The organism is Arsenicicoccus cauae, assembly GCF_009707125.1.
Taxonomy (GTDB): domain Bacteria; phylum Actinomycetota; class Actinomycetes; order Actinomycetales; family Dermatophilaceae; genus Arsenicicoccus; species Arsenicicoccus cauae.
This window is the reverse complement of the sequence record NZ_WLVL01000019.1, coordinates 131793-153416: the sequence shown is the minus strand read 5'-3', so window position 1 is coordinate 153416 and position 21624 is coordinate 131793. Positions and strand designations below refer to the sequence as shown.

19 protein-coding genes are annotated in these 21624 nt (G+C 72.9%); 8 read left to right on the top strand and 11 right to left on the bottom strand.

The window, feature by feature from the left end:
- Nucleotides 1–69 precede the first annotated feature (69 nt).
- Nucleotides 70–2013 carry an amylosucrase gene (locus GGG17_RS05575; RefSeq protein ID WP_311966448.1) on the top strand — a complete coding sequence of 648 codons (1944 nt, stop codon included), beginning with the start codon at nucleotides 70–72 and terminating at the stop codon, nucleotides 2011–2013.
- 321 nt (nucleotides 2014–2334) lie between these two features.
- On the opposite strand, the gene GGG17_RS05570 is transcribed toward GGG17_RS05575, so the two are convergent.
- Nucleotides 2335–4065, bottom strand: a complete 1731-nt coding sequence (locus GGG17_RS05570; RefSeq protein ID WP_154592771.1) for a metallophosphoesterase family protein — start codon at nucleotides 4063–4065, stop codon at nucleotides 2335–2337.
- A gap of 141 nt (nucleotides 4066–4206) precedes the next feature.
- Here GGG17_RS05570 and lhgD point away from each other — a divergent pair, with 141 nt between their 5' ends.
- Both lhgD and GGG17_RS05560 read left to right on the top strand, forming a co-directional pair.
- Complete coding sequence (gene lhgD / locus GGG17_RS05565) at nucleotides 4207–5421, top strand: L-2-hydroxyglutarate dehydrogenase (RefSeq protein ID WP_154592770.1); 1215 nt, start codon at nucleotides 4207–4209, stop codon at nucleotides 5419–5421.
- Between the two features lie 190 nt (nucleotides 5422–5611).
- Complete coding sequence (locus GGG17_RS05560) at nucleotides 5612–6466, top strand: HAD-IIA family hydrolase (RefSeq protein WP_154592769.1); 855 nt, start codon at nucleotides 5612–5614, stop codon at nucleotides 6464–6466.
- 121 nt (nucleotides 6467–6587) lie between these two features.
- On the opposite strand, the gene GGG17_RS05555 is transcribed toward GGG17_RS05560, so the two are convergent.
- The gene (locus GGG17_RS05555) at nucleotides 6588–6929 is read right to left on the bottom strand and encodes a hypothetical protein (protein ID WP_154592768.1); all 342 of its coding nucleotides are present in this window, start codon (nucleotides 6927–6929) and stop codon (nucleotides 6588–6590) included.
- Nucleotides 6930–6938: 9 nt separating this feature from the next.
- Between GGG17_RS05555 and GGG17_RS05550 the strand changes: the two genes are divergently transcribed.
- Nucleotides 6939–8243 carry a M18 family aminopeptidase gene (locus tag GGG17_RS05550; protein ID WP_154592767.1) on the top strand — a complete coding sequence of 435 codons (1305 nt, stop codon included), beginning with the start codon at nucleotides 6939–6941 and terminating at the stop codon, nucleotides 8241–8243.
- A gap of 299 nt (nucleotides 8244–8542) precedes the next feature.
- Here GGG17_RS05550 and GGG17_RS05545 read toward each other — a convergent pair whose 3' ends face one another.
- The 8 genes from GGG17_RS05545 to GGG17_RS05510 form a co-directional block, all read right to left on the bottom strand.
- Nucleotides 8543–9520 (bottom strand): NAD(P)H-quinone oxidoreductase, encoded by a 978-nt coding sequence (locus tag GGG17_RS05545; protein WP_154592766.1) that lies wholly within the window; start codon nucleotides 9518–9520, stop codon nucleotides 8543–8545.
- Between the two features lie 31 nt (nucleotides 9521–9551).
- Nucleotides 9552–10142: a molybdenum cofactor guanylyltransferase gene (gene mobA / locus GGG17_RS05540; RefSeq protein WP_154592765.1), complete on the bottom strand. Its 591-nt coding sequence runs from the start codon at nucleotides 10140–10142 to the stop codon at nucleotides 9552–9554.
- Nucleotides 10139–10912, bottom strand: a complete 774-nt coding sequence (locus GGG17_RS05535; RefSeq protein ID WP_154592764.1) for an IclR family transcriptional regulator — start codon at nucleotides 10910–10912, stop codon at nucleotides 10139–10141. Before GGG17_RS05535 ends, mobA begins: the two co-directional genes overlap by 4 nt.
- Nucleotides 10913–10965: 53 nt before the next feature.
- Nucleotides 10966–11811, bottom strand: coding sequence for a pantoate--beta-alanine ligase (gene panC / locus GGG17_RS05530; protein WP_154592763.1), 846 nt, complete (start codon nucleotides 11809–11811; stop codon nucleotides 10966–10968).
- 56 nt (nucleotides 11812–11867) lie between these two features.
- The gene (panB, locus tag GGG17_RS05525; protein WP_154592762.1) at nucleotides 11868–12731 is read right to left on the bottom strand and encodes a 3-methyl-2-oxobutanoate hydroxymethyltransferase; all 864 of its coding nucleotides are present in this window, start codon (nucleotides 12729–12731) and stop codon (nucleotides 11868–11870) included.
- A complete protein-coding gene (gene panD, locus GGG17_RS05520) occupies nucleotides 12731–13150 on the bottom strand; it encodes an aspartate 1-decarboxylase (RefSeq protein ID WP_154592793.1) in 420 nt (139 codons plus the stop codon). Before panD ends, panB begins: the two co-directional genes overlap by 1 nt.
- 107 nt (nucleotides 13151–13257) lie before the next feature.
- Nucleotides 13258–14157 carry a Rossmann-like and DUF2520 domain-containing protein gene (locus GGG17_RS05515; protein ID WP_195849123.1) on the bottom strand — a complete coding sequence of 300 codons (900 nt, stop codon included), beginning with the start codon at nucleotides 14155–14157 and terminating at the stop codon, nucleotides 13258–13260.
- A gap of 4 nt (nucleotides 14158–14161) precedes the next feature.
- The gene (locus GGG17_RS05510) at nucleotides 14162–14518 is read right to left on the bottom strand and encodes a nuclear transport factor 2 family protein (RefSeq protein WP_154592760.1); all 357 of its coding nucleotides are present in this window, start codon (nucleotides 14516–14518) and stop codon (nucleotides 14162–14164) included.
- Between the two features lie 163 nt (nucleotides 14519–14681).
- Between GGG17_RS05510 and hutH the strand changes: the two genes are divergently transcribed.
- The gene (hutH, locus tag GGG17_RS05505; RefSeq protein ID WP_154592759.1) at nucleotides 14682–16244 is read left to right on the top strand and encodes a histidine ammonia-lyase; all 1563 of its coding nucleotides are present in this window, start codon (nucleotides 14682–14684) and stop codon (nucleotides 16242–16244) included.
- Between the two features lie 91 nt (nucleotides 16245–16335).
- Nucleotides 16336–17796, top strand: coding sequence for a polyprenol phosphomannose-dependent alpha 1,6 mannosyltransferase MptB (gene mptB, locus GGG17_RS05500; RefSeq protein WP_154592758.1), 1461 nt, complete (start codon nucleotides 16336–16338; stop codon nucleotides 17794–17796).
- 51 nt (nucleotides 17797–17847) lie between these two features.
- Here the strand turns inward: mptB and GGG17_RS05495 are convergent, their stop codons facing one another.
- Nucleotides 17848–18987 (bottom strand): glycosyltransferase, encoded by a 1140-nt coding sequence (locus GGG17_RS05495; protein WP_311966447.1) that lies wholly within the window; start codon nucleotides 18985–18987, stop codon nucleotides 17848–17850.
- A 148-nt stretch (nucleotides 18988–19135) separates the two neighbouring features.
- Here GGG17_RS05495 and GGG17_RS05490 point away from each other — a divergent pair, with 148 nt between their 5' ends.
- Both GGG17_RS05490 and hutU read left to right on the top strand, forming a co-directional pair.
- Complete coding sequence (locus tag GGG17_RS05490) at nucleotides 19136–19549, top strand: cold-shock protein (protein WP_154592757.1); 414 nt, start codon at nucleotides 19136–19138, stop codon at nucleotides 19547–19549.
- A gap of 207 nt (nucleotides 19550–19756) precedes the next feature.
- The gene (gene hutU / locus GGG17_RS05485) at nucleotides 19757–21412 is read left to right on the top strand and encodes a urocanate hydratase (protein WP_154592756.1); all 1656 of its coding nucleotides are present in this window, start codon (nucleotides 19757–19759) and stop codon (nucleotides 21410–21412) included.
- Nucleotides 21413–21624: the final 212 nt, after the last annotated feature.

The window sequence follows — 21624 nt, the reverse complement described above, 5'->3', positions numbered from 1 at the left end:
CGCCACCCGCCTCCACGTGGAACGATGCCCCTTGGTCCCCTGCTCGACCGTCCGCCACCCGGAGTTCACGTGCCAGCCATCCCCCGCGCCCACCACGACCTGCCCGAGTGGCTCGACCTGAGCCCCCTCGAGCAACAGATCTACGACGTGCGCCTGGAGGCGTTGTGGGCGGATGTGCGCCGACCCGTCGCCGAGCTGTACGGCGAGGACGGCCACGGGCACGACCTCGGCCAGGTGCTCGAGCGGCTCGTGACCGTGGCCGCCCGCGCCTACGCCACGCGCTCGCAGGAGCTGCGCGTGCTCGACGAGCGCCGCCTGTCCCAGCCCGACTGGTTCCAGCGCTCCGAGCTCGTCGGCTACGTCTGCTACACCGACCGGTTCAGCGGGTCCTTCGCGACCCTGCCCGGCCGGCTGGACTACCTCGCCGAGCTCGGGGTCGGCTACCTGCACCTGATGCCGGTGCTCGAGCCCCGGGAGGGTGCCAACGACGGGGGGTATGCCGTCCGCGACTACCGCGCGACCGACCCCCGTCTCGGCTCGATGGACGAGCTCCGTGCGCTCGCCACCACCCTGCGGGGGCGCGGCGTCTCGCTCGTCGTGGACCTGGTCTGCAACCACACCGCGCGCGAGCACGAGTGGGCGCGGCGCGCCGTGACCGGCACGACGCCCGAGGACCTGGCCTACCGCGACTACTACCTCTTCTACCCCGACCGCGAGCAGCCGGACCGGTGGGAGGCCTCGCTGCCCGAGGTCTTCCCCGACTTCGCGCCCGGCAACTTCACCTGGGTCCCCGAGATCCGGCAGTGGGTCTGGACGACCTTCAACGACTACCAGTGGGACCTGAACTACGCGAACCCCCGCGTGCTCGAGGAGATGCTCGACGTCATCTGCTACCTCGGCAACGCGGGCGTCGAGGTCGTCCGCCTGGACGCGGTGGCGTTCCTGTGGAAGCGGCTCGGCACGACCTGCCAGAACCAGCCCGAGGCGCACCTGATCCTGCAGGCCTTCCGAGCGCTCACGCGGCTCGCCATGCCCGGCGTCATCCTCCTCGCCGAGGCCATCGTGTCGCCGGAGGACCTCGTCCCGTACCTCGGCCAGGGCGCCGCCACGGCCAAGGAGTGCGAGCTCGCCTACCACAACGTCTACATGGTCGCCCTGTGGTCGGCCCTCGCCGAGGGCGACGCCCGGCTGCTCACGCACACGCTGCGGGCCATGCCCCAGATCCCGCCGAGCGTGGCCTGGCTGACCTACGCCCGCCTGCACGACGACATCGGGTGGGCGGTCACCGACGACAACGCCGCCGCCGTGGGTCTCGACGGCTTCTGGCACCGGTCCTTCCTGTCCGACTTCTACTCCGGCGCGCACCCCGGCTCGTGGGCGGTGGGCGAGGTCTTTCAGGAGAACCCGGTCACCCGCGACCGCCGGATCTCGGGCACGCTCGCGTCGTTGTGCGGGCTGGAGCGAGCCCAGGCGGAGGGCGACGAGACGGCGGTCGATCTCGCCATACGACGCATCCTGCTGATGCAGGGGCTCGTGCTGGTCCTCGGCGGCGTCCCCCTGATCTACATGGGCGACGAGATCGGGCTGCTCAACGACCACTCCTACCTCGCGGATCCCGCTCTCGCCGAGGACAACCGGTGGATCCATCGGCCGCCGATGGACTGGGTCGCGGCCGAGCGGCGGCACGACCCGGCGACCGTGGAGGGGCGGGTCTTCGGCGGGCTGCAGCGGCTCGTCCGGGCGCGCCAGGCGCTGCCGCAGCTGCACGCCCAGACCTCGACCGAGCCGCTCTCGCTCGGCAACGACGCGGTGTTCGCGCTGCTGCGGACCGGCCCGCGGGGGCACGTGCTGGCGCTCGCCAACCTCACGGCGGCCCCCCAGCACCTGTCGCTGCACGGCTTCGACCGGTTCGGGCCGCTGTCGGGGCTGCGCGACGCGATCACCGGCGACGACCTGTGGTGGGAGTTCACGCTCGAGCCCTACCAGCAGCGCTGGGTGGTGCCGACGCCCTGACCCGCGCGCTCGGTGCGTCGAGCCCGCACTTTTGTCACGTGGCGGGGCCCTGGGCGTGGCGGACGTGCCTCGAGCCCGCACTTTTGTCACGTGGCGGGGTCCTGGGTGTGGCGAACGTGCGTCGAGCCCGCACCTTTGTCACGTGGTGGGGTCCGGGGCGCGGGAACCACGTGGCCGGGATCGCGGGGGTCCGCGTCCTGGGAGGGGATGGCGAGGGCGACCGTCTGCGCGCGGTGTCGGAGCGGTTCGCCCGAGGCTCGACGCTGCGGCTGGACCCCTTGCTCGAAGGGCTCACGACGAGCAGCAGGTGACCGTGCGCGCCTACGGGGTGGGCGTCGCCGAGCTCTGCGGGGTGGTCGCCCTGACGTCCTGCAGCGTGACGGGGGCGTCGGCCCGGCATACGCGCCCTGGCGAGGGGAGAGGTGACTGGATCGCGCGGCCGTTGATCGCGCGCACGTCGTCATAGACCGGCCGGCCCTCGAGCAGGTCGCGGTAGCTGTAGCGCGTCAGCGTCTGCAGGCGGCAGTCCCCGCCGAAGCTCAGCACGTCGAAGGCATAGGGCTGACCCGCCAGCTCACCCCCGTCGCCGCCCTCGACGTAGTGCGACACGACGCCGCCGCCGGTGAAGGTCCCGATCTGGACCCGGTTGCCCTGCAAGGCGGTCGAGTGCATGTGGCCGTGCAGCCGGATCCCGGCGTCGCCCGAGGCCTCCGCCGCCGCGGGCTCGTGGGTGACGAGGACGTCCAGACCCCGCTCGGCATCGGCGGCAGCCGCCGCAGACGCCGAGGGGGCCACCGCCTCGGCCGACGGGACCGACGCGGCGCTGCCGGCGGCGACCGAGGTCGTCGGCACCGGCGTGCCCCCGCTCGGGGATGCTGTCGCTCCTCGCGTCGAGGACTCCTGGGCGGTGGTCGCCCGCCCCGCGCGCAGCTCGCGCATCGCCTCGGCGAAGGCCTCGGCCGCGGGCACCTGCGTCGCTGGCCCGCCACCGGTGTCGCCGAACCATCGCGGGTCGTTGAAGCCGCCGATCCGCAGCCCGCCGACGGTCGCGAGGGTGTAGGTGTGGCGGCGCGGCTCGAGCACGACGACGCCCGGGACCTGCGTCATCCGCTCGACCAGCGCGTCGTCGGTGGGGGAGCTCGCGTCGTGGTTGCCCCTCACAAAGAGGTAGGGCACACCGAGCGACGCGATGCCGGTGAACAGCCCGGCCGCCTCGGCCTCCTGCACGCGCCCGAAGTTGATCAGGTCGCCGGTGTCGACGACGGCGGTGATGCCCTCGGTCTCGACGATCTGCTTCATCAGGCGATAGGCGTTGGCGCCGTGGATGTCGGAGACGAGGAGGAGCTTCACCGAGGCGGGGGTGGCCAGCTCCGCGGGCACGAACTTGTCCTGCAGCGCGGCCGAGAGCGCCAGCATGTTCTTGACATAGGGCTGGGCCTGCGCCGACCGCGCCTCGACGCCGGCGAGGATCGCGGTGTTGGAACGCACGTAGCCGAGCAGCCCGTCGGCACCGACGGACTCCAGCCGGTCCGGGCGGAAGGTCGACCAGGCGGCACCGGCGGTGCCGGTCAGTGCGAGCAGGAGGGACAGGGCCGGTATGGCGACCGCCCGCCGCCACGGCCGCAACGGATCGTCCCGCGAGCGCCAGTGCCGCATGGCGAACGCCACGAGGAGGCAGGTGAGCAGCGCGCCGCCGGCGAACTTGCCGCCCACCTGGGTGATGGTGGTGCTGACGGCGTCGTCGATCTCGGCGGGCGTGGGCTTGAGCGCGGACACCGACAGGTCACGGGTGGCGAGGACGGAGGTGATGCGGTCCTGGACCCGGGCCACCGCGCTGACGCCGGGAGCCGGCAGCACGCCGTCGAAGCGCAGGTCCAGGTCGCCGAAGAGGGTCGGCGCGTGCAGGGTCGACAGCTGGTCGGGCTCCGCAGAGAGGCGGACCGTGGCGGCATACGACTGCGTGCCGACCTGGGTCGGCCAGACGCTGGTGACCGCGATCCCGACGAGGCCCGACGCGAGGGTCAGGGCGAGGAGACCCACCAAGGTGACCACGCTCCGGCATGCCACCGTGACCCAGCGTGGCCAGGGCCGCCGACTCAGGCGGGCAAAGCGGACACCTCGGGACGACTCTGGGGACTCGGTCCTCGTCGCGGGGCTCACCGGGCCAGACTAGAGGCGTCGAAAGGGGAATTCATGAAGACCGAGGCTGACGTCCTCGTCGTCGGTGGGGGCATCGTGGGGCTCGCGACGGCCCGTGCCCTGCAGCTGCGCAAGCCCGGTGCCCACGTGGTGGTCATCGACAAGGAAGACGACATCGCGCGGCACCAGACCGGCAACAACTCCGGCGTGATCCACGCGGGGGTCTACTACACGCCGGGGTCCTACAAGGCGCGGCTGTGCTTCGACGGGCGCGTGCGCCTGGTGGAGTACCTGCAGGACAAGGGGATCCCGCACCGGATCGACGGTAAGCTCGTCGTGGCGACCAACGCCGACGAGGTGGACAAGATGAAGGAGATCCAGCGGCGTTGCCAGGCCAACAACGTGCCGACGCAGTGGATGAGCCGCGAGGAGTTCCGCGAGGTCGAGCCGCACGCCGAGGGCGTCGCCGCGCTGCAGGTCAAGGTCACCGGCGTCGTCGACTACAAGGTCGTCTGCCAGAGCTACGCCGACGACATCCGCGCCGCCGGCGGCGAGATCCGCACCGGCACCGCGCTCGTGTCGGGGCGGCCGGGCCTGAACGACGTCACCGTCGAGACCACCCAGGGCCCGATCGTCGCCAAGCAGGTCGTGACCTGCGGCGGCCTCAACGCGGACCTCGTCGCCAAGGCCATGGGCGCCCGTCCCGAGACCCGCATCGTCGGCTTCCGCGGTGAGTACTACGAGCTCACGCCCGAGAAGTCCTACCTGTGCAACGCGCTGATCTACCCGGTGCCCGACCCGCGCTTCCCCTTCCTCGGGGTGCACGCCACCAAGGGCATCGACGGGCACGTCCACCTCGGCCCCAACGCCGTCATCGCGCTGGCCCGCGAGGGTTACTCGTGGACCCAGATCAACCCGCGCGACATGGTGCAGCTCGCGGCCTTCCCGGGGATCTGGCGGCTCGCGCAGAAGTACTGGAAGTACTCCATCGGCGAGGTCCAGCGGTCCTTCTCCAAGGAGGCCTTCGTCAAGGCGACGCAGAAGATGATGCCGGAGGTGCAGGTCGAGGACGTCGTCCGCGCCGGCGCCGGGGTCCGCGCCCAGGCGATGCGCCCGGACGGCACGCTGGTGGAGGACTTCGACTTCCTGCACGAGCACCCGCGCGTCCTGCACGTGCTCAACGCGCCCTCGCCCGCGGCCACCGCGTCGCTGGCGATCGCCGAGGTCATCGCCGACAAGCTCGCCGAGGCGGAGCGCGTCGCGATCTGAGCCGTATGACGTCACCTGTCGTCGCTACGCTGCCGCCGGGCCGGGCCTACCATCCGGCCTCGCAAGCTCGGCCTCCCGCCAGGCCCGCCACGGCCCGGCCCGGCGGCAGCCTCCGCTCCTTCCGCGTCGTCCTCGCGTCACCCGGCGCGAGCGGGACGACGGTCTGGCGGTGGGTCGCCATACTGGCCGCATGACGACCCACGCCCACATCGAGTCCTGGCTCACCGACATGGACGGGGTGCTGGTCCACGAGGAGCACGCGATCCCCGGCGCCGCCGAGTTCCTCGGCGCGCTGCAGGAGCGCGGGCTGCGCTTCCAGGTGCTGACCAACAACTCGATCTACACGCCCCGCGACCTGCGGGCGCGGCTGCTGGCCAGCGGCATCGACGTCCCCGAGGAGTGCATCTGGACGTCGGCCCTGGCGACCGCGAGCTTCCTGGCCGAGCAGCGGCCGGGCGGCTCGGCCTACGTCATCGGGGAGGCGGGGCTGACGACCGCGCTCTACGAGGCGGGCTACACGATGACCCAGCGGGACCCCGACTACGTGGTGCTGGGGGAGACGCGGACCTACTCCTTCGAGGCGATCACGCGGGCGATCCGGCTGGTGGAGAGCGGCGCGCGCTTCATCGCGACGAACCCCGACGTGAGCGGCCCGTCGGTGGAGGGCACGCTGCCCGCCACGGGGTCGGTGGCCGCGCTGATCACGGCTGCAACCGGGCGCAAGCCGTACTACGTCGGCAAGCCCAACCCGCTGATGATGCGCACCGCCCTCAACCGGATCGAGGCGCACTCCGAGCACACCGTGATGATCGGCGACCGCATGGACACCGACGTCGTGTCCGGGCTCGAGGCGGGGCTGCGCACGATCCTCGTGCAGACCGGGTCTACCCGCCCGCACCAGGTCGAGCTGTTCCCCTACCGCCCGACGCGGGTCGTCGACTCGATCGCCGACGTGGTGCCGCTGGTCGCCGAGCGCGCGCCCCGCGTCGGTCGCGACGAGGGCTCGGCCTCGGCGATGAGCCGGGTCGAGGACGGCACTGGCTGACCCTGGGCCTTGGCTCGCTCGGCCATCCAGCGGGCTGCGTCGCGCTGGGTGCGCGTCACTGCGATGTACTCCGTCATGGCGCCTCCTCCACTCATCAGGGTAGTCCCCGCCGCCGAGGTCGTCACGGGGTGCCGGGGTGGTCAGTCTGCGGGGCCTGCGGGGTCGAGCCCTCTTGCGGAGGTCGCAGCACCACGACGACTCCCTCGCCCCGTTCCTCGGCGTCCTCGACCTTGGACGTCGTGTCGCGCACGATCGCCGCCATCGCGGCCGTGATGAAGGACTTCTCGGTGTCCGTGAGCAGGGACGAGTCCCAGAGCGCCACCAGCTCCTGGTAGCCCAGCTGGGCCTTGCGCTCGTCGTCCGAGACCGCCAGCTCCGCCGCCCACTTGAGGTGCCGCATCGACTCCTCCCGCCGTGACCGCCGCTCGAGCTCCACGTCGGGAGGGGCCAGGGCTGACGGCATACTGGCCGCATGAGCCACTCGTTCGACCCCGAGGTCGAGGCCCGCGGTCTGTGCCAGTTCGTCGACTCGTCCCCGTCCTCCTTCCACGCGGTGCAGTCGGCCGGCGCCCTGCTCGACGCCGCCGGGTTCATCGAGCTGACCGAGGGCGACGCCTGGCCGCAGCAGGCCGGGCGCTTCTACACCATCCGTGCCGGGTCCCTGGCCGCCTGGTCCACCGAGCACGCCGACGGGGCGACCACGCCGTTCCGCGTCGTGGGGGCGCACACCGACTCGCCCAACCTGCGCATCCGCCCCAACCCCGACCTGCACCGACACGGCTGGGACCAGCTCGTCTGCGAGGTGTATGGCGGCCCCCTGCTCAACTCCTGGCTCGATCGCGACCTGGGGCTGTCCGGCCGGGTGTCCGTGCGCGGACGGGCGGGCGTCGAGACGCACCTGGTGCTCGTCGACACCCCCACCCTGCGCATCCCGCAGCTCGCGGTGCACCTCGACCGCGGGGTCAACGACGGGCTCACCCTCAACCCGCAGACCCACCTCGTCCCCGTCTGGGGGTATGGCGGAAGCGCCCCCTCCATGCGCGAGTTCCTGTCCCGCGAGGTCGGCTGCAACGTGGACGACGTCCTCGCCTGGGACCTGATGACGCACGACCTCACCCCCTCGACCCTGCTCGGGCACGACGGCTCGCTGCTCGCGGCCCCGCGCCTGGACAACCTCGGCACGAGCTACTGCGGCACGCGGGCGTTCGTCGACGCGGTGGACGGCGACGGGCCCTCGACCCCGTTCGTGCAGGTGCTGGTGCTCTTCGACCACGAGGAGATCGGGTCGATGACCGACCGCGGCGGCTTCTCCTCGATGCTGCCGCAGATCATGGAGCGCATCACCCGGTCGCTCGGCGGTGACCGCGACGACTACCAGCGGGCGCTCGCCTCGACGGTCGTCGCGTCTGGCGACATGGCCCACGCCACGCACCCCAACTATCCCGAGAAGCACGAGCCCAACCACCAGGTCGCCCTCAACGGCGGACCGGTGCTCAAGGTCAACGTCAAGGGCCGTTACGCCACGGACGCCGTGTCAGCCGGGTGGTTCCGGCTGGCGTGCGACCAGGCGGGGGTGCCGATGCAGGAGTTCGGGGCGCGGGGGGACATGCCGTGCGGCTCGACCATCGGGCCCATGACCTCGGCCCAGCTCGGCGTCTCCACCATCGACTTCGGGGCGCCGATGCTGTCGATGCACTCGGCGCGCGAGCTGATGGGCGCCGAGGATCCGGCGATGTATGCCGGCGCCCTGTCGGCCTTCCTCTCCCCCCAGCTCTGACCTACCGGGGGTAAGGGCATCGACCGGCCTTCGTTCGCCAGGTCGATGATCCTGCCGGGGGTAAGGGCATCGACCGGCCTTCGTTCGCCAGGTCGATGACTCGGCCCCCGGTAAAGGCATCGACCGGGCTTCGTTCGCCAGGTCGATGATCCCGCCCCCGGTAGGGGCATTAGCCGGGCTTCGTCCGGCCGCACCGCCGTCGCCTCGCGCCGTTGGGCGTGGCGGCGGCGGAGCGGCATACGGCCGTATGCCGTCCGGCGACGATCTCGGCGACGGAGTATGCCGACCCGCCGCCAGCATCAGATCGTCAGGAGCACCTTGCCGATGTGAGTGCCACGGTCGAGCTCCTCGTGGGCACGCGCCACCTCGCGGGCCGGGAAGCGACCGTGGATCACGGGCGCCAGCTCGCCGGCCTCGACCAACGGCCACACGTGCTCGCGGACCTCGGCCACGATGGCGGCCTTCTCGGCGCGGGGCCGGGCGCGCAGGGAGGTGGCGACGACGGTGCCGCGCTTGCGCAGCAGGGTCGCGATGTCGAGCTCGCCCTTGACGCCGCCCTGCATGCCGATGATGACGAGGCGGCCGCCGGTGGCCAGGGCGGCGACGTTGCGGGGGAGGTACTTCGCGCCCATGTTGTCGAGGATCACGTCGGCGCCGTGCCCGTCGGTGCCTGCGCGCAGCTCCTTCACGAAGTCCTGCTCCTTGTAGTCGATCAGGATCGAGGCGCCGAGCTCGCGGCAGCGCTCGAGCTTGGCGGCCGAGCCGGCGGTGACGGCGACGCGCACGCCGAGGCGGTGGGCGATCTGGATCGCCGTCGTGCCGATGCCGCTGGAGCCGCCGTGCACGAGCAGGGTGTCGCCGCGCTGCAGCCCGGCGGTCATGACGAGGTTGGACCAGACCGTGCAGGTCACCTCAGGGAGCGCGGCTGCGTCGACGAGGCTGATGCCGTCGGGCACGGGGAGCAGCTGGCCCGCGGGGACGGCGACGTGCTCGGCATACCCGCCTCCGGCGAGGAGGGCGCAGACCTCGTCACCCTCGCTCCACCCCTCGACCCGGCTGCCGACCTGCACGACGATGCCGCTGACCTCGAGCCCGGGGATCTCGGACTCGCCGGGCGGCGGCGCATAGTTGCCCTGGCGCTGCAGCAGGTCGGCGCGGTTGACGCCGGCGGCGACGACGCGGACGAGGACCTCGTCGGCGTTGATCCCCGGGGTGGGGATCTCGGAGACGGTCAGGACCTCGGGGCCGCCGAACGACGGCAGGGTGATGGCCTTCATGCCTCCACCGTATGACGGTGCGGGGTCGCCGTCAGCCGAGGTGGATGACGCGGGCCTCGAACAGGTCGACGGGGGTGTCGACGTCCAGCAGCGCTCGCGGGGAGGGGGTGGGGATGCCCTCCATGCGCAGGCTCGCGGCGGTGCGGTGCACGGACACGTCGCGGGTGCCGGGGGGGAAGGTCTGGTGCAGCGGACCGGTGAGGTAGGCGGCGAGCAAGGGCTGCAGCGATCCGGACTCGTCCACCACCGCCACGGCCTGGACGCCCGCCCGGGCGGCGGTGAGGGCCTCCACGACGTGGGGGGCGGCATCCCCGGCGAACGGCTGGTCGCCGGCCAGGACCACGGTCACGGGGGACTGCGACAGGGCCGCGCCGGTGGCGATGCCGGCGGCGGGGCCACCGAGCGGCGGGTCCTCGCGCGTCCAGGTGACGGGGCGCGTGGTCGGGCGCTCGGTGCCGACGCAGATGATGGCCCAGTCGTCGGGGAGGTCGTCCAGGATCCGGCCGAGGACGGTCGTCTCCCCGAGCTGCTCGGACGTCTTGTCGCGACCGCCCATCCGCACGGACGTGCCTCCGCACAGGATGACGGCGGTCACGTCGGGGGTGGGGTGGAGGCTGGTCATGGATGCTCCTTGCGATGTCCGCCGAGGCGGCGGGTGAGCTCCTGCGCAGCTCGTCGTGCGGCGTCCGCGAGGGGCTGGACGGATGCCTCCACGTGTCGTGGATAGGTGATCGCGACGGATGCTACCGGGTGCCCGCCGTGGTCCACCACTGCCGCCGCCACGCTGGCGAGGCCCTCGGTGACGGTGCCGTCCTCGAGCGCGAAGCCTCGCGTCCGCACGGCGGCGAGCTCCGAGCGCAGGGCCGTCAGCGACCTCGGCCCGGTGCCCCGTCGCGTCACGAACGCATCCCGGTCGGGGAAGAGCGCGCGCACCTGGGCGGCGGGCAGGGCGGCGAGCATGGCGAGGCCGCTCGCGGTGAGCTGGGAGGGGAGGCGCACCCCGACGTCGGTGACCAGCATGGGACGGCCGGGTGCGCGCTCCTCGAGGACGTAGAGCACGTCGCGGCCGTGCAGCACCGCCAGGTGCACGTTGTGGGTCGTCTCGTCCACGAGCCGCGCGAGCACCGGGCGGGACACCCGCGCCAGCCCGGCCTGCCGGGGGTAGGCGCTGCCCAGCTCGAACACCCCGACCCCGAGCCCGTAGCGACGCTCCTCGGGGAGGTGTGTCACCAGTCCCTCGTCGGCCAGGAGGGACAACAGCTTGTATGCCGTGGAGCGCGGCAGCCCGAGGTCGCGCGCCACGGCGGCGGCGGGCACGGGCTCGGGGTGCCGCGAGAGGTGGCGCAGGATCGCGACCGCCTGGCTCACGGCGGGGGAGGCGCTGCGGGGCATGCCCCCATCCTGACGCGTGTCGCCGAGGTCGTGGCGCGGACCGTCCACAGCTCCTAGACGGACCGCGGCAGGACGAGGTTGTCGATGAGGCGGGTCCGGCCGAGGCGGGCGGCCAACGACAGGAGCGCGCCGCGTGCGGGGTCGACGTCGTCCAGCTCGGCCAGGGTGTCCGGGTCGGCGACGCTGACGTACTCCACCTGCGCGGTCGGCTCGGTGGCCAGGACGGCGTGGGCGGCGCTGAGCAGCTCCGAGGCGAGGCGGTGGCCGGCGGCATACGACTCCTCGGCGGCGACGAGGGCGCGGTGCAGGACGGGGGCGACGGCGCGCTCGGCCGGGCTGAGGTAGGTGTTGCGCGAGCTCATGGCCAGGCCGTCGGGCTCGCGGCGGATCGGCTCGACGCAGACCTCCAGCCCGAGCGCGAGGTCGCGGACGAGGCGGCGGATGACGACGGTCTGCTGGGCGTCCTTCTGCCCGAAGTAGGCCCGCGTCGGCCGCACCGCGCCGAACAGGATGGTGCACACGGTCGCGACCCCGTCGAAGTGCCCTGGGCGGCGGGCGCCTTCGAGGACGTCGGTGACGCCGCCGACGCTGACACGCGTGGACGAGCCTGCGGGATAGACGTCCTCGACAGCGGGCGTCCAGACGAGGTCGACGCCCTCGGCCTCGAGCAGCGCGAGGTCGCGGTCGAGGTCGCGCGGATAGTTGTCGAGGTCCTCGCCCGGCCCGAACTGCGTGGGGTTGACGAAGATCGAGACCACCACGGAGTCGTTGGCGCTCGTGGCTGCTCGCACGAGCGACAGGTGGCCGTCGTGCAGGTAGCCCATGGTCGGGACGAACCCGACGGTCCCGAGCTCGGCACGAGCAGCGGTGAGCTCGTCGCGGGTGGTGACGACGCGCATCGGATCTCCTTGTCCTGTGGTGGTCGTGGGACCGGTCGTACGCCGGGCGCCCGCCGTCAGGCGAGATCGCCCGCCCGGCGCAGGGCCTCGGCGAGGACGTCGTCGGGCATCGTGGACGACTGTGCGGCCGTTGGGAACTCGCGAGACCGCACGTCGGTCGCGAGCCGCTCGAGCGCCTCGGCCGCCGTGTCCGCGAGTGTCGCGTAGCGCCGCGTGTGGCGTGGCACGTGCTCGTCGTACAGCCCGAGCACGTCGTGCCACACCTGCACCTCGCCGTCGCATCCCGGCCCGGCCCCGATCCCGATCGTGGGGATGTCGAGCCGCTCGGTGATCGCGGCGGCCAGCGGTGCGGGGACGAGCTCGAGGACGACCGCCCAGGCGCCGGCGTCCTGCAGCGCCAGCGCATCTCGCACGAGCTCGGCGGCCCGCGCCGCGTCCTTGCCCTGCACCCGCAGCCCGAGCTGGTGCACCGACTGCGGCGTCAGGCCGAGGTGGCCCATGACCGGGATCCCGGTCTCGACGAGCCGGCGCACGACCGGCGCCACGGCCCGGCCGCCCTCGAGCTTGACGCTGCCGCAACCGCCTTCGGCCATGAGACGTCCGGCGGAGTGGAGGGCGGTCGCGTCGTCGGCATACGTCAGGAAGGGCAGGTCGCTCACCACCAACGGACGGTCACACCCGCGGACCACCATCTGCGTGTGCCGCACCATGTCGTCCAGCATCACCGGCAGGGTGGAGTCGTGGCCGTGCACGACCATGCCGAGCGAGTCGCCGACGAGCACCATGGGGATCGACGTGCGGTCCACGATCCGCGCCGACGTGTAGTCGTAGCAGGTCACCATCGGCAGGCGCTCCCCGGCAGCGTGCTGCCGCAGCAGGTCCTGGACGGTGAGGCGTCGCTCGCCGCGGTGGACGGACATCAGCCCTGGTGCTCGGCGTCGAGGTCGACCTGCAGGCTGGCGCCCCGCAGAGCCTGGGGGTCGTCGCGCTCAGTGATGACCCGGGCGATCGAGTTGTCGGTGGGGTCGACGAGCACCACCTTGGGGTGCCAGTCGGCGGGCACGGGGACGCTGACCTGCACGTAGGCCATGACGATGACCAGGTCGCCTGGCTGCACGAGTCGCGCGGCGGCGCCGTTGAGCTGGATCTCGCCGGAGCCACGGGCGCCGGGGATCGTGTAGGTCTCGAGCCGGGCGCCGTTGTCGATGTCGACGACCTGCACGCGCTCGTAGGCATCGATGCCGGCGGCGTCCAGCAGGTCCTCGTCGATGGTGATGCTGCCGACGTAGTGGAGGTCGGCGGCGGTCACGCGAGCGCGGTGGATCTTGCCGCTGACCATGGTCTTGAGCTGCACGGGACTGTCCTCGGGGTGGGCGGGTGGAGCCCACCAAGGCTAGGCGACGAGGCTGTTGATCTGCTCCGCCCGAGCACGGACAGTGGTCACCGTCACGTGCCCGGCGGCCCGTCCAGCGCCCCCGCCAGCGCCGCGGTGACCTCCGGAGCCAGGCCGCGCTCCGCGAGCAGGGGTATGACGGCCCGCCCGCTCGCGGCGTAGAGGTCTCGCGCAGGCGGTTGCTCGGCGAGGGCCGCCGCATGCCGCCGGACGGTGCCGAGGTCGCCGCGCACGAGCGGACCCGTGAGCCCCTGGGCCGGCCCGACCTCCGCGACCCCGGCGAGCGACCCGGCGACCAGCCGGGCGAGGGCGGGCACGGTCGGGGCGTCGCCGAGGCCGCAGCGCGACAGCAGCGCCTGCGCCTGCGCGATCCCGGCGACCGCGCTGGTCACGGCCAGGGTGGCGGCCGCGTGATAGACCGCCCGGTGGTCGTCGGCGAGGGGGTGGGCCTGACCGCCCAGCCTCGCCGTCAGCGCGGTCACCGTGCGGGTGAGGGCGGGGTCGGCGGTGACGGTCCACAGGCTGCCGGGGTCGATGCGGGACCGGCGGGTCGCAAAGGCCTGCAGCGGGTGCCAGCACCCCGTCGCCCATCCCACGGCGGCCAGCGGCGTGAGCGCGTCCCGGCCCGTGGCGCCCGACACGTGGACGGCCGCGCCGCCTGCCCGGACTGGCGCGCCCGCGCCAGCGAGCCGTGCCGCCACGGCGGGGATAGCGTCGTCGCTGACCGCGAGGACCACGAGATCGGCCCCGGCGGTCGCCACCGCCAACGGGAGCGCCGACGTCCGGCAGGCCGCCGCCAGGTCATGGGCGGCGGCCTCGTCCCGACCCGCGACGCCGATCAGCTCTACGTCGAGATCCTCTGCCGCGCACGGCTGCCCACGCAGACCGGCGATCCCGTGCGCGAGGGCGGTCGCGACCCGTCCGGTGCCGACGACGGCGACCCGCAGTGGCATCGGCTCAGGCGAGCGGGGCATAGAAGTAGGTGGTGCGGAACGCGATCCGGTCCCCGTCGAGGCGGAAGAAGTCGGCGAACCGCAGCTCCAGGGCACGTCCGTCGCGCGCCGTGCCCTCGAACCGCCCCTGCACCGCCACGTCGTCGCCGTCGACGACCGCGTGCGTGAGGGTGTGCGCCCCGGACTCGATGATCCGCTCACCGGAGTAGAACGCCGTGAGCCCCGCGTGCCCGCGCATCGGCTCGTAGCCGGGCCGCTCATAGGTCGCGTCCTCGGTGAAGAGAGCGACCAGGCCCTCGACGTCGCCGGCGTCGACGAGCTGGTAGTAGCGCGTGACCGGCGCGGGGGCGGTGGTGGTCATGGCGTCGGGCCTTTCGTCATACGGCAGGGTCTGTCTGCTCCGACCGTATGCCGAACCGCCCGCCCCGGCGAGGCTGCCCCGTCGCGCCCCCGTCGGCATGTCTCGGATCCGGGACATAACTGGGGCGCCGAGGGGTGCCGGCCCACGCGCGGGGGCTCGCACAATGAGCGGCATGACTGCTGAGCGCACCCCTGTCCAGGTCGGCCGCGGGCCGCTGTCCTTCGACGACGTCGTCGCCGTGGCGCGGCACGACGCGCCGGTCGCCCTGACGCAGGACTCGGTCGACGAGATCGCCCGCAGCCGAACGGTGGTCGAGGGGTTGGCGGGCGACACCATCCCGCACTACGGCGTCTCGACGGGCTTCGGAGCGCTCGCCACCCGCCACATCCCCACCGAGCTGCGCGCCCAGCTGCAGCGCTCGCTCGTGCGCTCGCACGCCGCCGGTTCCGGCCCGGAGGTGGAGCGCGAGGTCGTGCGGGCCCTGATGCTGCTGCGCCTGTCCACCCTCGCCACCGGCCGCACCGGCGTGAAGGTCTCGACCGCCCAGGCGTATGTCGACCTCCTCAACGCGGGCATCACTCCGGTGGTGCACGAGTACGGATCCCTCGGGTGCTCAGGCGATCTCGCGCCGCTCGCCCACTGCGCACTGGCGCTGATGGGGGAGGGCCCGGTGCGGCTGCCGTCCGGCGACCTGGCCGACGCGGGCGACGCCCTCCGCGAGGCCGGCCTCACGCCGATCACGTTGGAGGAGAAGGAAGGCCTGGCCCTGATCAACGGCACGGACGGGATGCTCGGCATGCTCGTCCTCGCCATCACCGACCTGCGGGCCCTGCTGACGGTCGCGGACATCAGCGCCGCCATGAGCGTCGAGGGCCTGCTGGGCACGGACAACGTCTTCGCCGCCGACCTGCACGAGCTGAGGCCCCACCCGGGACAGGGGGATTCGGCCTACAACCTGCGAACCGTCCTGGCGGACAGCCCGATCCGTGAGAGCCACCGCACCGAGGCGTGCACCCGGGTGCAGGACGCCTACTCCCTGCGGTGCGCTCCGCAGGTCGCCGGCGGGGCGCGGGACACCGTCGCGCACGCCACCCTCGTCGCCACGCGCGAGCTCGCCGCCGCCGTCGACAACCCCGTCGTCACGCTCGACGGTCGGGTGGAGTCCAACGGCAACTTCCACGGCGCGCCCGTGGCCTATGTCCTGGACTTCCTCGCGATCGTGGCCGCCGACGTGGCCTCGATGAGCGAGCGCCGGACGGACCGCTTCCTCGACAAGGCGCGGTCGCACGGGCTCAACCCCTTCCTCGCCGACGACCCCGGCGTGGACAGCGGCCACATGATCGCGCAGTACACCCAGGCCGCCATCGTCTCGGAGATGAAGCGCCTCGCCGTCCCTGCCTCCGTCGACTCGATCCCGTCCAGCGCGATGCAGGAGGACCACGTCTCGATGGGGTGGTCGGCCGCCCGCAAGCTGCGCCGCTCCGTCGACGCCCTCACGCGGGTGCTGGCCATCGAGGTGCTGACGGCAGCCCGCGGGATCGAGCTGCGCTCGCCGCTCGAGCCAGCCCCGGCGACGGGGGCCGCCATCCAGGTGCTCCGCGACGCCGGGTGGGAGGGCCCGGGGAGGGACCGGTTCCTCGCGCCCGACATCGCGCTCGCCCACGACGCGGTCGCGTCCGGTCGCCTGCTGGCCGCGGTCGAGCAGGTGACCGGCCCGCTGCGCTGACGGCGGGAGATGACCAGTCGCCGCCAGGGGTTCGTCGGGGCGTCATACGGCGTTCAACGGGTGAGCGAGCGGCCTGCCTAGCGTCAGCAGGGTGATCACCCGAGGCGTCGTCGGCGCACTCCTGGTCCTCGTCGGGGGCTTCGTCATCACGCCGCTGCCGGCATCGGTCGGCGCGACCCTCGCCGCCCCGCTGACCCAGTGGGGCGCCACGATGCCAGGCCACGGTGTCGGTCTCGTGCTGGCCGTCCTCGGTCTGGCCCTGGTGTCCTGGGCCTGGCTCTCGCTGCTGCGCGCCTGCGTCCCCCGGCCTCCGGGCGCCCTGGCCCTCGTGCGCCGCGCCACCTGGTCGTGGACGCTGCCGCTGCTGATCGCGCCGCCGTTGTTCAGCCGGGATGGCTTCAGCTATGTCGCTCAGGGTGAGCTGACGAGGCGGCTGCTGTCGCCATACAGCTATGCCCCGGTGACCCTCTCGGGGCCCTGGAGCGAGCGTGTGGACCCCCGGTGGATGGACACGCCCACGCCCTATGGGCCCGTGCCTCTGGTGTGGGGCGCGACGGCCACCACCCTGACGCGCGACCCTTGGCTGGCCATCGTCCTCGAGCGCTGCGCTGCCCTGCTCGGGCTGGCGCTGCTGCTCTGGGCCCTGCCGGAGCTCGCCCGGTGGTGCCGCCGAGACGCTGCGACCGTCACGGCGCTGGTCACCGCGAGCCCGCTCATGGTCGCGCACGGCGTCGGCGGGCTGCACAACGACGTGCTGCTGGCCGGGCTGGGGGCCGCGGCCCTCGTCGTGGCCGGGCGCGGCAGCTGGGGCTGGGCGGGCGTCCTCGGAGGTCTCGCCGCGGGCGTCAAGGTGCCGGGCGGCCTGGTCTGCGTCGGCGTGGTCCTGGTCAGCCTCGGCGTGGGGGCGACGGTGCCGCGTCGGGTCGAGCGGGCGCTGGCGGTCGGTGGGTTGGGCGTGATCACGCTGCTGGTCTGCGGACTGCCCTACCGCCTCGGCGTCGGCTGGGTCGGCGCGCTCGCCGTGCCCGGCGAGGTGCTCACGCCGTTCTCGCTGTCGACGACGGCCGGGCGCGCGGTCGGCTGGGTGGTCAACCACGCCGGCCACCCCGAGCTCTGGGCCCCGGCCCTGACCACGGCCCGCACCCTCGGTATGGCGGCGGCCGTGCTCGTCGGCGTGGTCTGCGCGTTGCGGGCCCGCAGCGGTGATCGCCCCGCGGCGCTGCGGTCGGTCGCCGTCACGATGCTGGCGGTGCTCCTGCTGGGGCCGGTGGTGCATGCGTGGTATGCCCTGTGGGTGGTGCCCTTCGTCGCCGCCCTGCCCCTCGGGGTCCGGCAGCTGCGGGTCCTGCTGGCGATCAGCGTGGTCGGCGGGGTGAGCGCCCCGCTCGACTCCTCGCTCGAGGGGCGTCCCGTCGCCATCGTGCTGACGGGGGCGATGGTGCTGGCGGTGGCGGTGCCGCTGCTCCTGCGGACGCGTGGGGTGCCGGATGCGTCGGAGCGTGACTCCGCCCCGGCGCCCGGCCCCGCCGTCCTCACCGGCACCCGTCGTTGAGAGGCGACAGATCGGGGCTTTGAGGGCCGCAGAACCCCCGTCTGTCGCCTCTCAACGCGAGGGGTGGCGGCGACCCGAGGCGGTGGCGAGGGTGCGGTGCAGCCCGAGCATCCGCTCGACGGTGCGGCTCCAGGGGTAGCCCTCGGCGCGGGCCCGGGCGTCGCGGCGGCGCTCGGTCGGCGGACGGGCCACGACCTGCAGCACGGCGTCCGCCAAGGACTCAGGATCCGGTCGCCCCCAGGCGCCGGACGTCTCGTCCACCAGCTCGCGGGCCCCGCCACGGTCCGCGGTGACGACGGGCGTCCCGCAGGCCAGCGCCTCCAGCACCGCGAGCCCGAAGGTCTCGCCCGCGCACACGCTGAGCGCCACGTCCGCCTCCCCGAGACGGCGGGCCAGGGCCGGGCGGCCCGCCACGTGACCGTGGAAGGTGACGGGGGCCCCGGCCGCCAGGCGTTCGAGCTCGTGGCGGTGGGGCCCTTCGCCATACACGTCCAGACGCACGGGTATGCCGCGCCGGTGAAGGCTGACCGCGGTGCGTACCGCGAGGTGGGGGTCCTTCTCGCGGGACAGGCGACCGGAGTGGGCGAGGCGGATCGTCCCGTCCGTGGCGGGCGGCGATGGTGGGTCGAGCGGGCGGAAGGTCACGAGGTCCACCCCGAGCGGCACCTGGTGCAGCCGGTGAGGCGCCAGGGACGCGAGCCCCGAGAACTCGCCGGCGGCGAAGTCCGACGTCGTCACGACGTGGTCGAACGCGCGGGACAGCGCACCGTTGAACAACCGGATGGGGCGCCGCAGGCCGCGTTGCACGCCGATCCGCATGCTCAGCATCGTGTCCAGCCGCTCGTGGGAGAGCAGGACGGTGGGGACCCGGCGGCGGCGCGCCACCAGCGTGACCGGCAGCAGGGTGGACTTGTCGGAGATCTCGATCGAGGTCGGTGCGAAGTCCACGAGGGCGCGCAGCACCGGCCGAGGGTCGAGGATCATCCGATAGCCGCCGCTGACCTCGCGGGAAGCCACCGTCACGACGTCGCCGAGCTCGGTGGGGATGCGGTCGTCGGTGGACCCGGGGATGATCAGGAGCCGTCGTGCGCCGGCGTCGACATACCCTCGCGCGAGCTGGTCGATCGCGACCTTCATCCCGCCGGACGTGGGCCCCACGAAGTTGGCCAGCTGCGCGATCCGGAGGTCCACGGGTCCAACCTAGCGGGGCCGCGACCGCCGGGACGGCGACGCTGAGCGCGACCACCGCTCGGAGCGGGTTCACCGGCTCGCGGGTTCACCGGCGCGATGCGGCCGGTCGCGACGGTTCGTCGGCGGGGACGTGGGTAAGGTGCGTCACATGGCGGATGTGATTCAGGGTGAGGTGCTGTCGTTCGACGCGGTCAAGGGATATGGCTTCATCGCTCCCGACGACGACGGACCCGACGTGTTCCTGCACGTCAACGACATCGTGGGCGATCGCGCGCAGGTGCGCCCCGGCGTGATCGTCGAGTACGTGCCCGAGGAGGGCGCCAAGGGGCCCAAGGCGTCCCAGGTGCGAGCCCTCGGTGACGACCTGGACGTGCGGCGACCGGCCGGACGTGCGGTGGAGCGCCCGGACGGCGAGGTGGACGTGCTGTCGCCGCGCGAGTTCGAGGACGCGATCACCGAGATGCTGCTGCGCGCCGAGCCGATGCTGACGGGCTCGCAGATCCTGCACCTGCGGGGTCGGCTGGGGACGATGGCCCGCGGCTACGGCTGGGTCGAGGACTGACGCTCCCCGCGAGCGGGAGGTACCCCGGACGGCGCGAGGCCCGGAGCGAGGGTTGGGCTCGGTGTCTTGGATTCGAGACAGATGCCCGTATGCCGGGGCTGGTCGCCGTGATGTCGGCGAGGTTCGATGGGGGGACCCCGCTCCGGCGACGACGCCGGGTGGTGACCACGGCTTCGTCATACGACCCGATCGCCCGAGGAGGCAGCCATGCAAGGCTCCCGTCCCGTCCGCGCCGCACGCGGCACCACCCTCTCGGCCCGCAGCTGGCAGACCGAGGCGCCGCTGCGGATGCTGATGAACAACCTCGACCCCGAGGTCGCCGAGCGGCCCGACGACCTGGTCGTCTACGGCGGGACGGGGCGGGCGGCGCGCGACTGGCGCAGCTTCGACGCGATGGTGCGCACGCTGCAGGACCTGCGCGAGGACGAGACGATGCTGGTGCAGTCGGGCCGCCCCGTCGGCGTCATGCAGACCCATGAGTGGGCGCCGCGCGTGCTCATCGCCAACTCGAACCTCGTCGGTGACTGGGCCAACTGGCCGGAGTTCCGGCGGCTGGAGCACCTCGGGCTGACGATGTACGGCCAGATGACGGCCGGCTCGTGGATCTACATCGGGACGCAGGGGATCCTGCAGGGCACCTACGAGACCTTCGCCGCGGTGGCCGAGAAGCGTTTCGGTGGAACGCTGTCCGGCACCCTGACCCTCACCGGCGGGTGCGGCGGCATGGGCGGGGCGCAGCCTCTGGCCGTCACCCTCAACGGCGGGGTGTGCCTGGTCGTCGACGTCGACAAGACCCGGCTGGACCGCCGCGTCGAGCACCGCTACCTGGACGAGGTGCACGAATCCCTCGACGCCGCAGTCGAGTCCGCGCTGCGGGCCAAGGACGAGCGGCGGGCGCTCTCGGTGGGGCTCGTCGGCAACGCCGCCGAGGTCTTCCCCGAGCTGCTGCGGCGTGACGTCCCCATCGACATCGTCACCGACCAGACGTCCGCGCACGACCCCTTGTCCTACCTGCCGATCGGCGTCGAGGTGGACGAGTGGGCGCAGTACGCCGAGAAGAAGCCCGACGAGTTCACCGACCGGGCCAGGGAGTCCATGGCCATGCACGTGCGCGCCATGGTGGACTTCCAGGACAAGGGCGCCGAGGTCTTCGACTACGGCAACTCGATCCGCGACGAGGCGCGGCAGGGCGGCTACGAACGCGCCTTCGAGTTCCCGGGATTCGTGCCGGCCTACATCCGGCCGTTGTTCTGCGAGGGCAAGGGCCCGTTCCGCTGGGCGGCCCTGTCGGGCGACCCCGAGGACATCCACCGCACGGACCAGGCCGTGCTCGACCTGTTCCCCGACGACGAGCGACTTCACACGTGGATCAACGGGGCTCGCGACAAGGTCGCGTTCCAGGGACTGCCGTCGCGCATCTGCTGGCTGGGGTACGCCGAGCGGGACCGGGCAGGGCTGCGGTTCAACGAGATGGTGGCGAGCGGCGAGCTGTCCGCCCCCATCGTCATCGGGCGTGACCACCTGGACTGCGGGTCGGTCGCCTCGCCCTATCGCGAGACCGAGGCCATGGCCGACGGGTCCGACGCGATCGCGGACTGGCCGCTGCTCAATGCGCTGGTCAACACCGCGTCCGGCGCCTCCTGGGTGTCGATCCACCACGGCGGCGGCGTGGGCATCGGGCGGTCGATCCACGCCGGGCAGGTGTCCGTGGCCGACGGATCCCCGCTCGCCGCACAGAAGCTCGCCCGCGTGCTCACCAACGACCCCGGCATGGGAGTCATCCGGCACGTCGACGCCGGCTATGACATCGCCGAGCAGGTGGCGCAGGACAAGGGAGTTCGCATCCCCATGCGTGAGGGCTGAGTCACGACTGGGCACGTCCGGCGTGCGGCGCGCCCACCTTCGCGCATCATCTACCCCGAAGGGGCCCTCGACGCCTGACCCCGACGAATGTGACCAAGCTGCTGGTGATCCGCACTTTCGCGCCGCCGGGATGCCTCTGGTGAAGCAAAAGTGCTGGGAGGGGGCACGTGTCCCCCGCTGAGGGTCGTGGGATGGGGCAAACATGCGGTTCA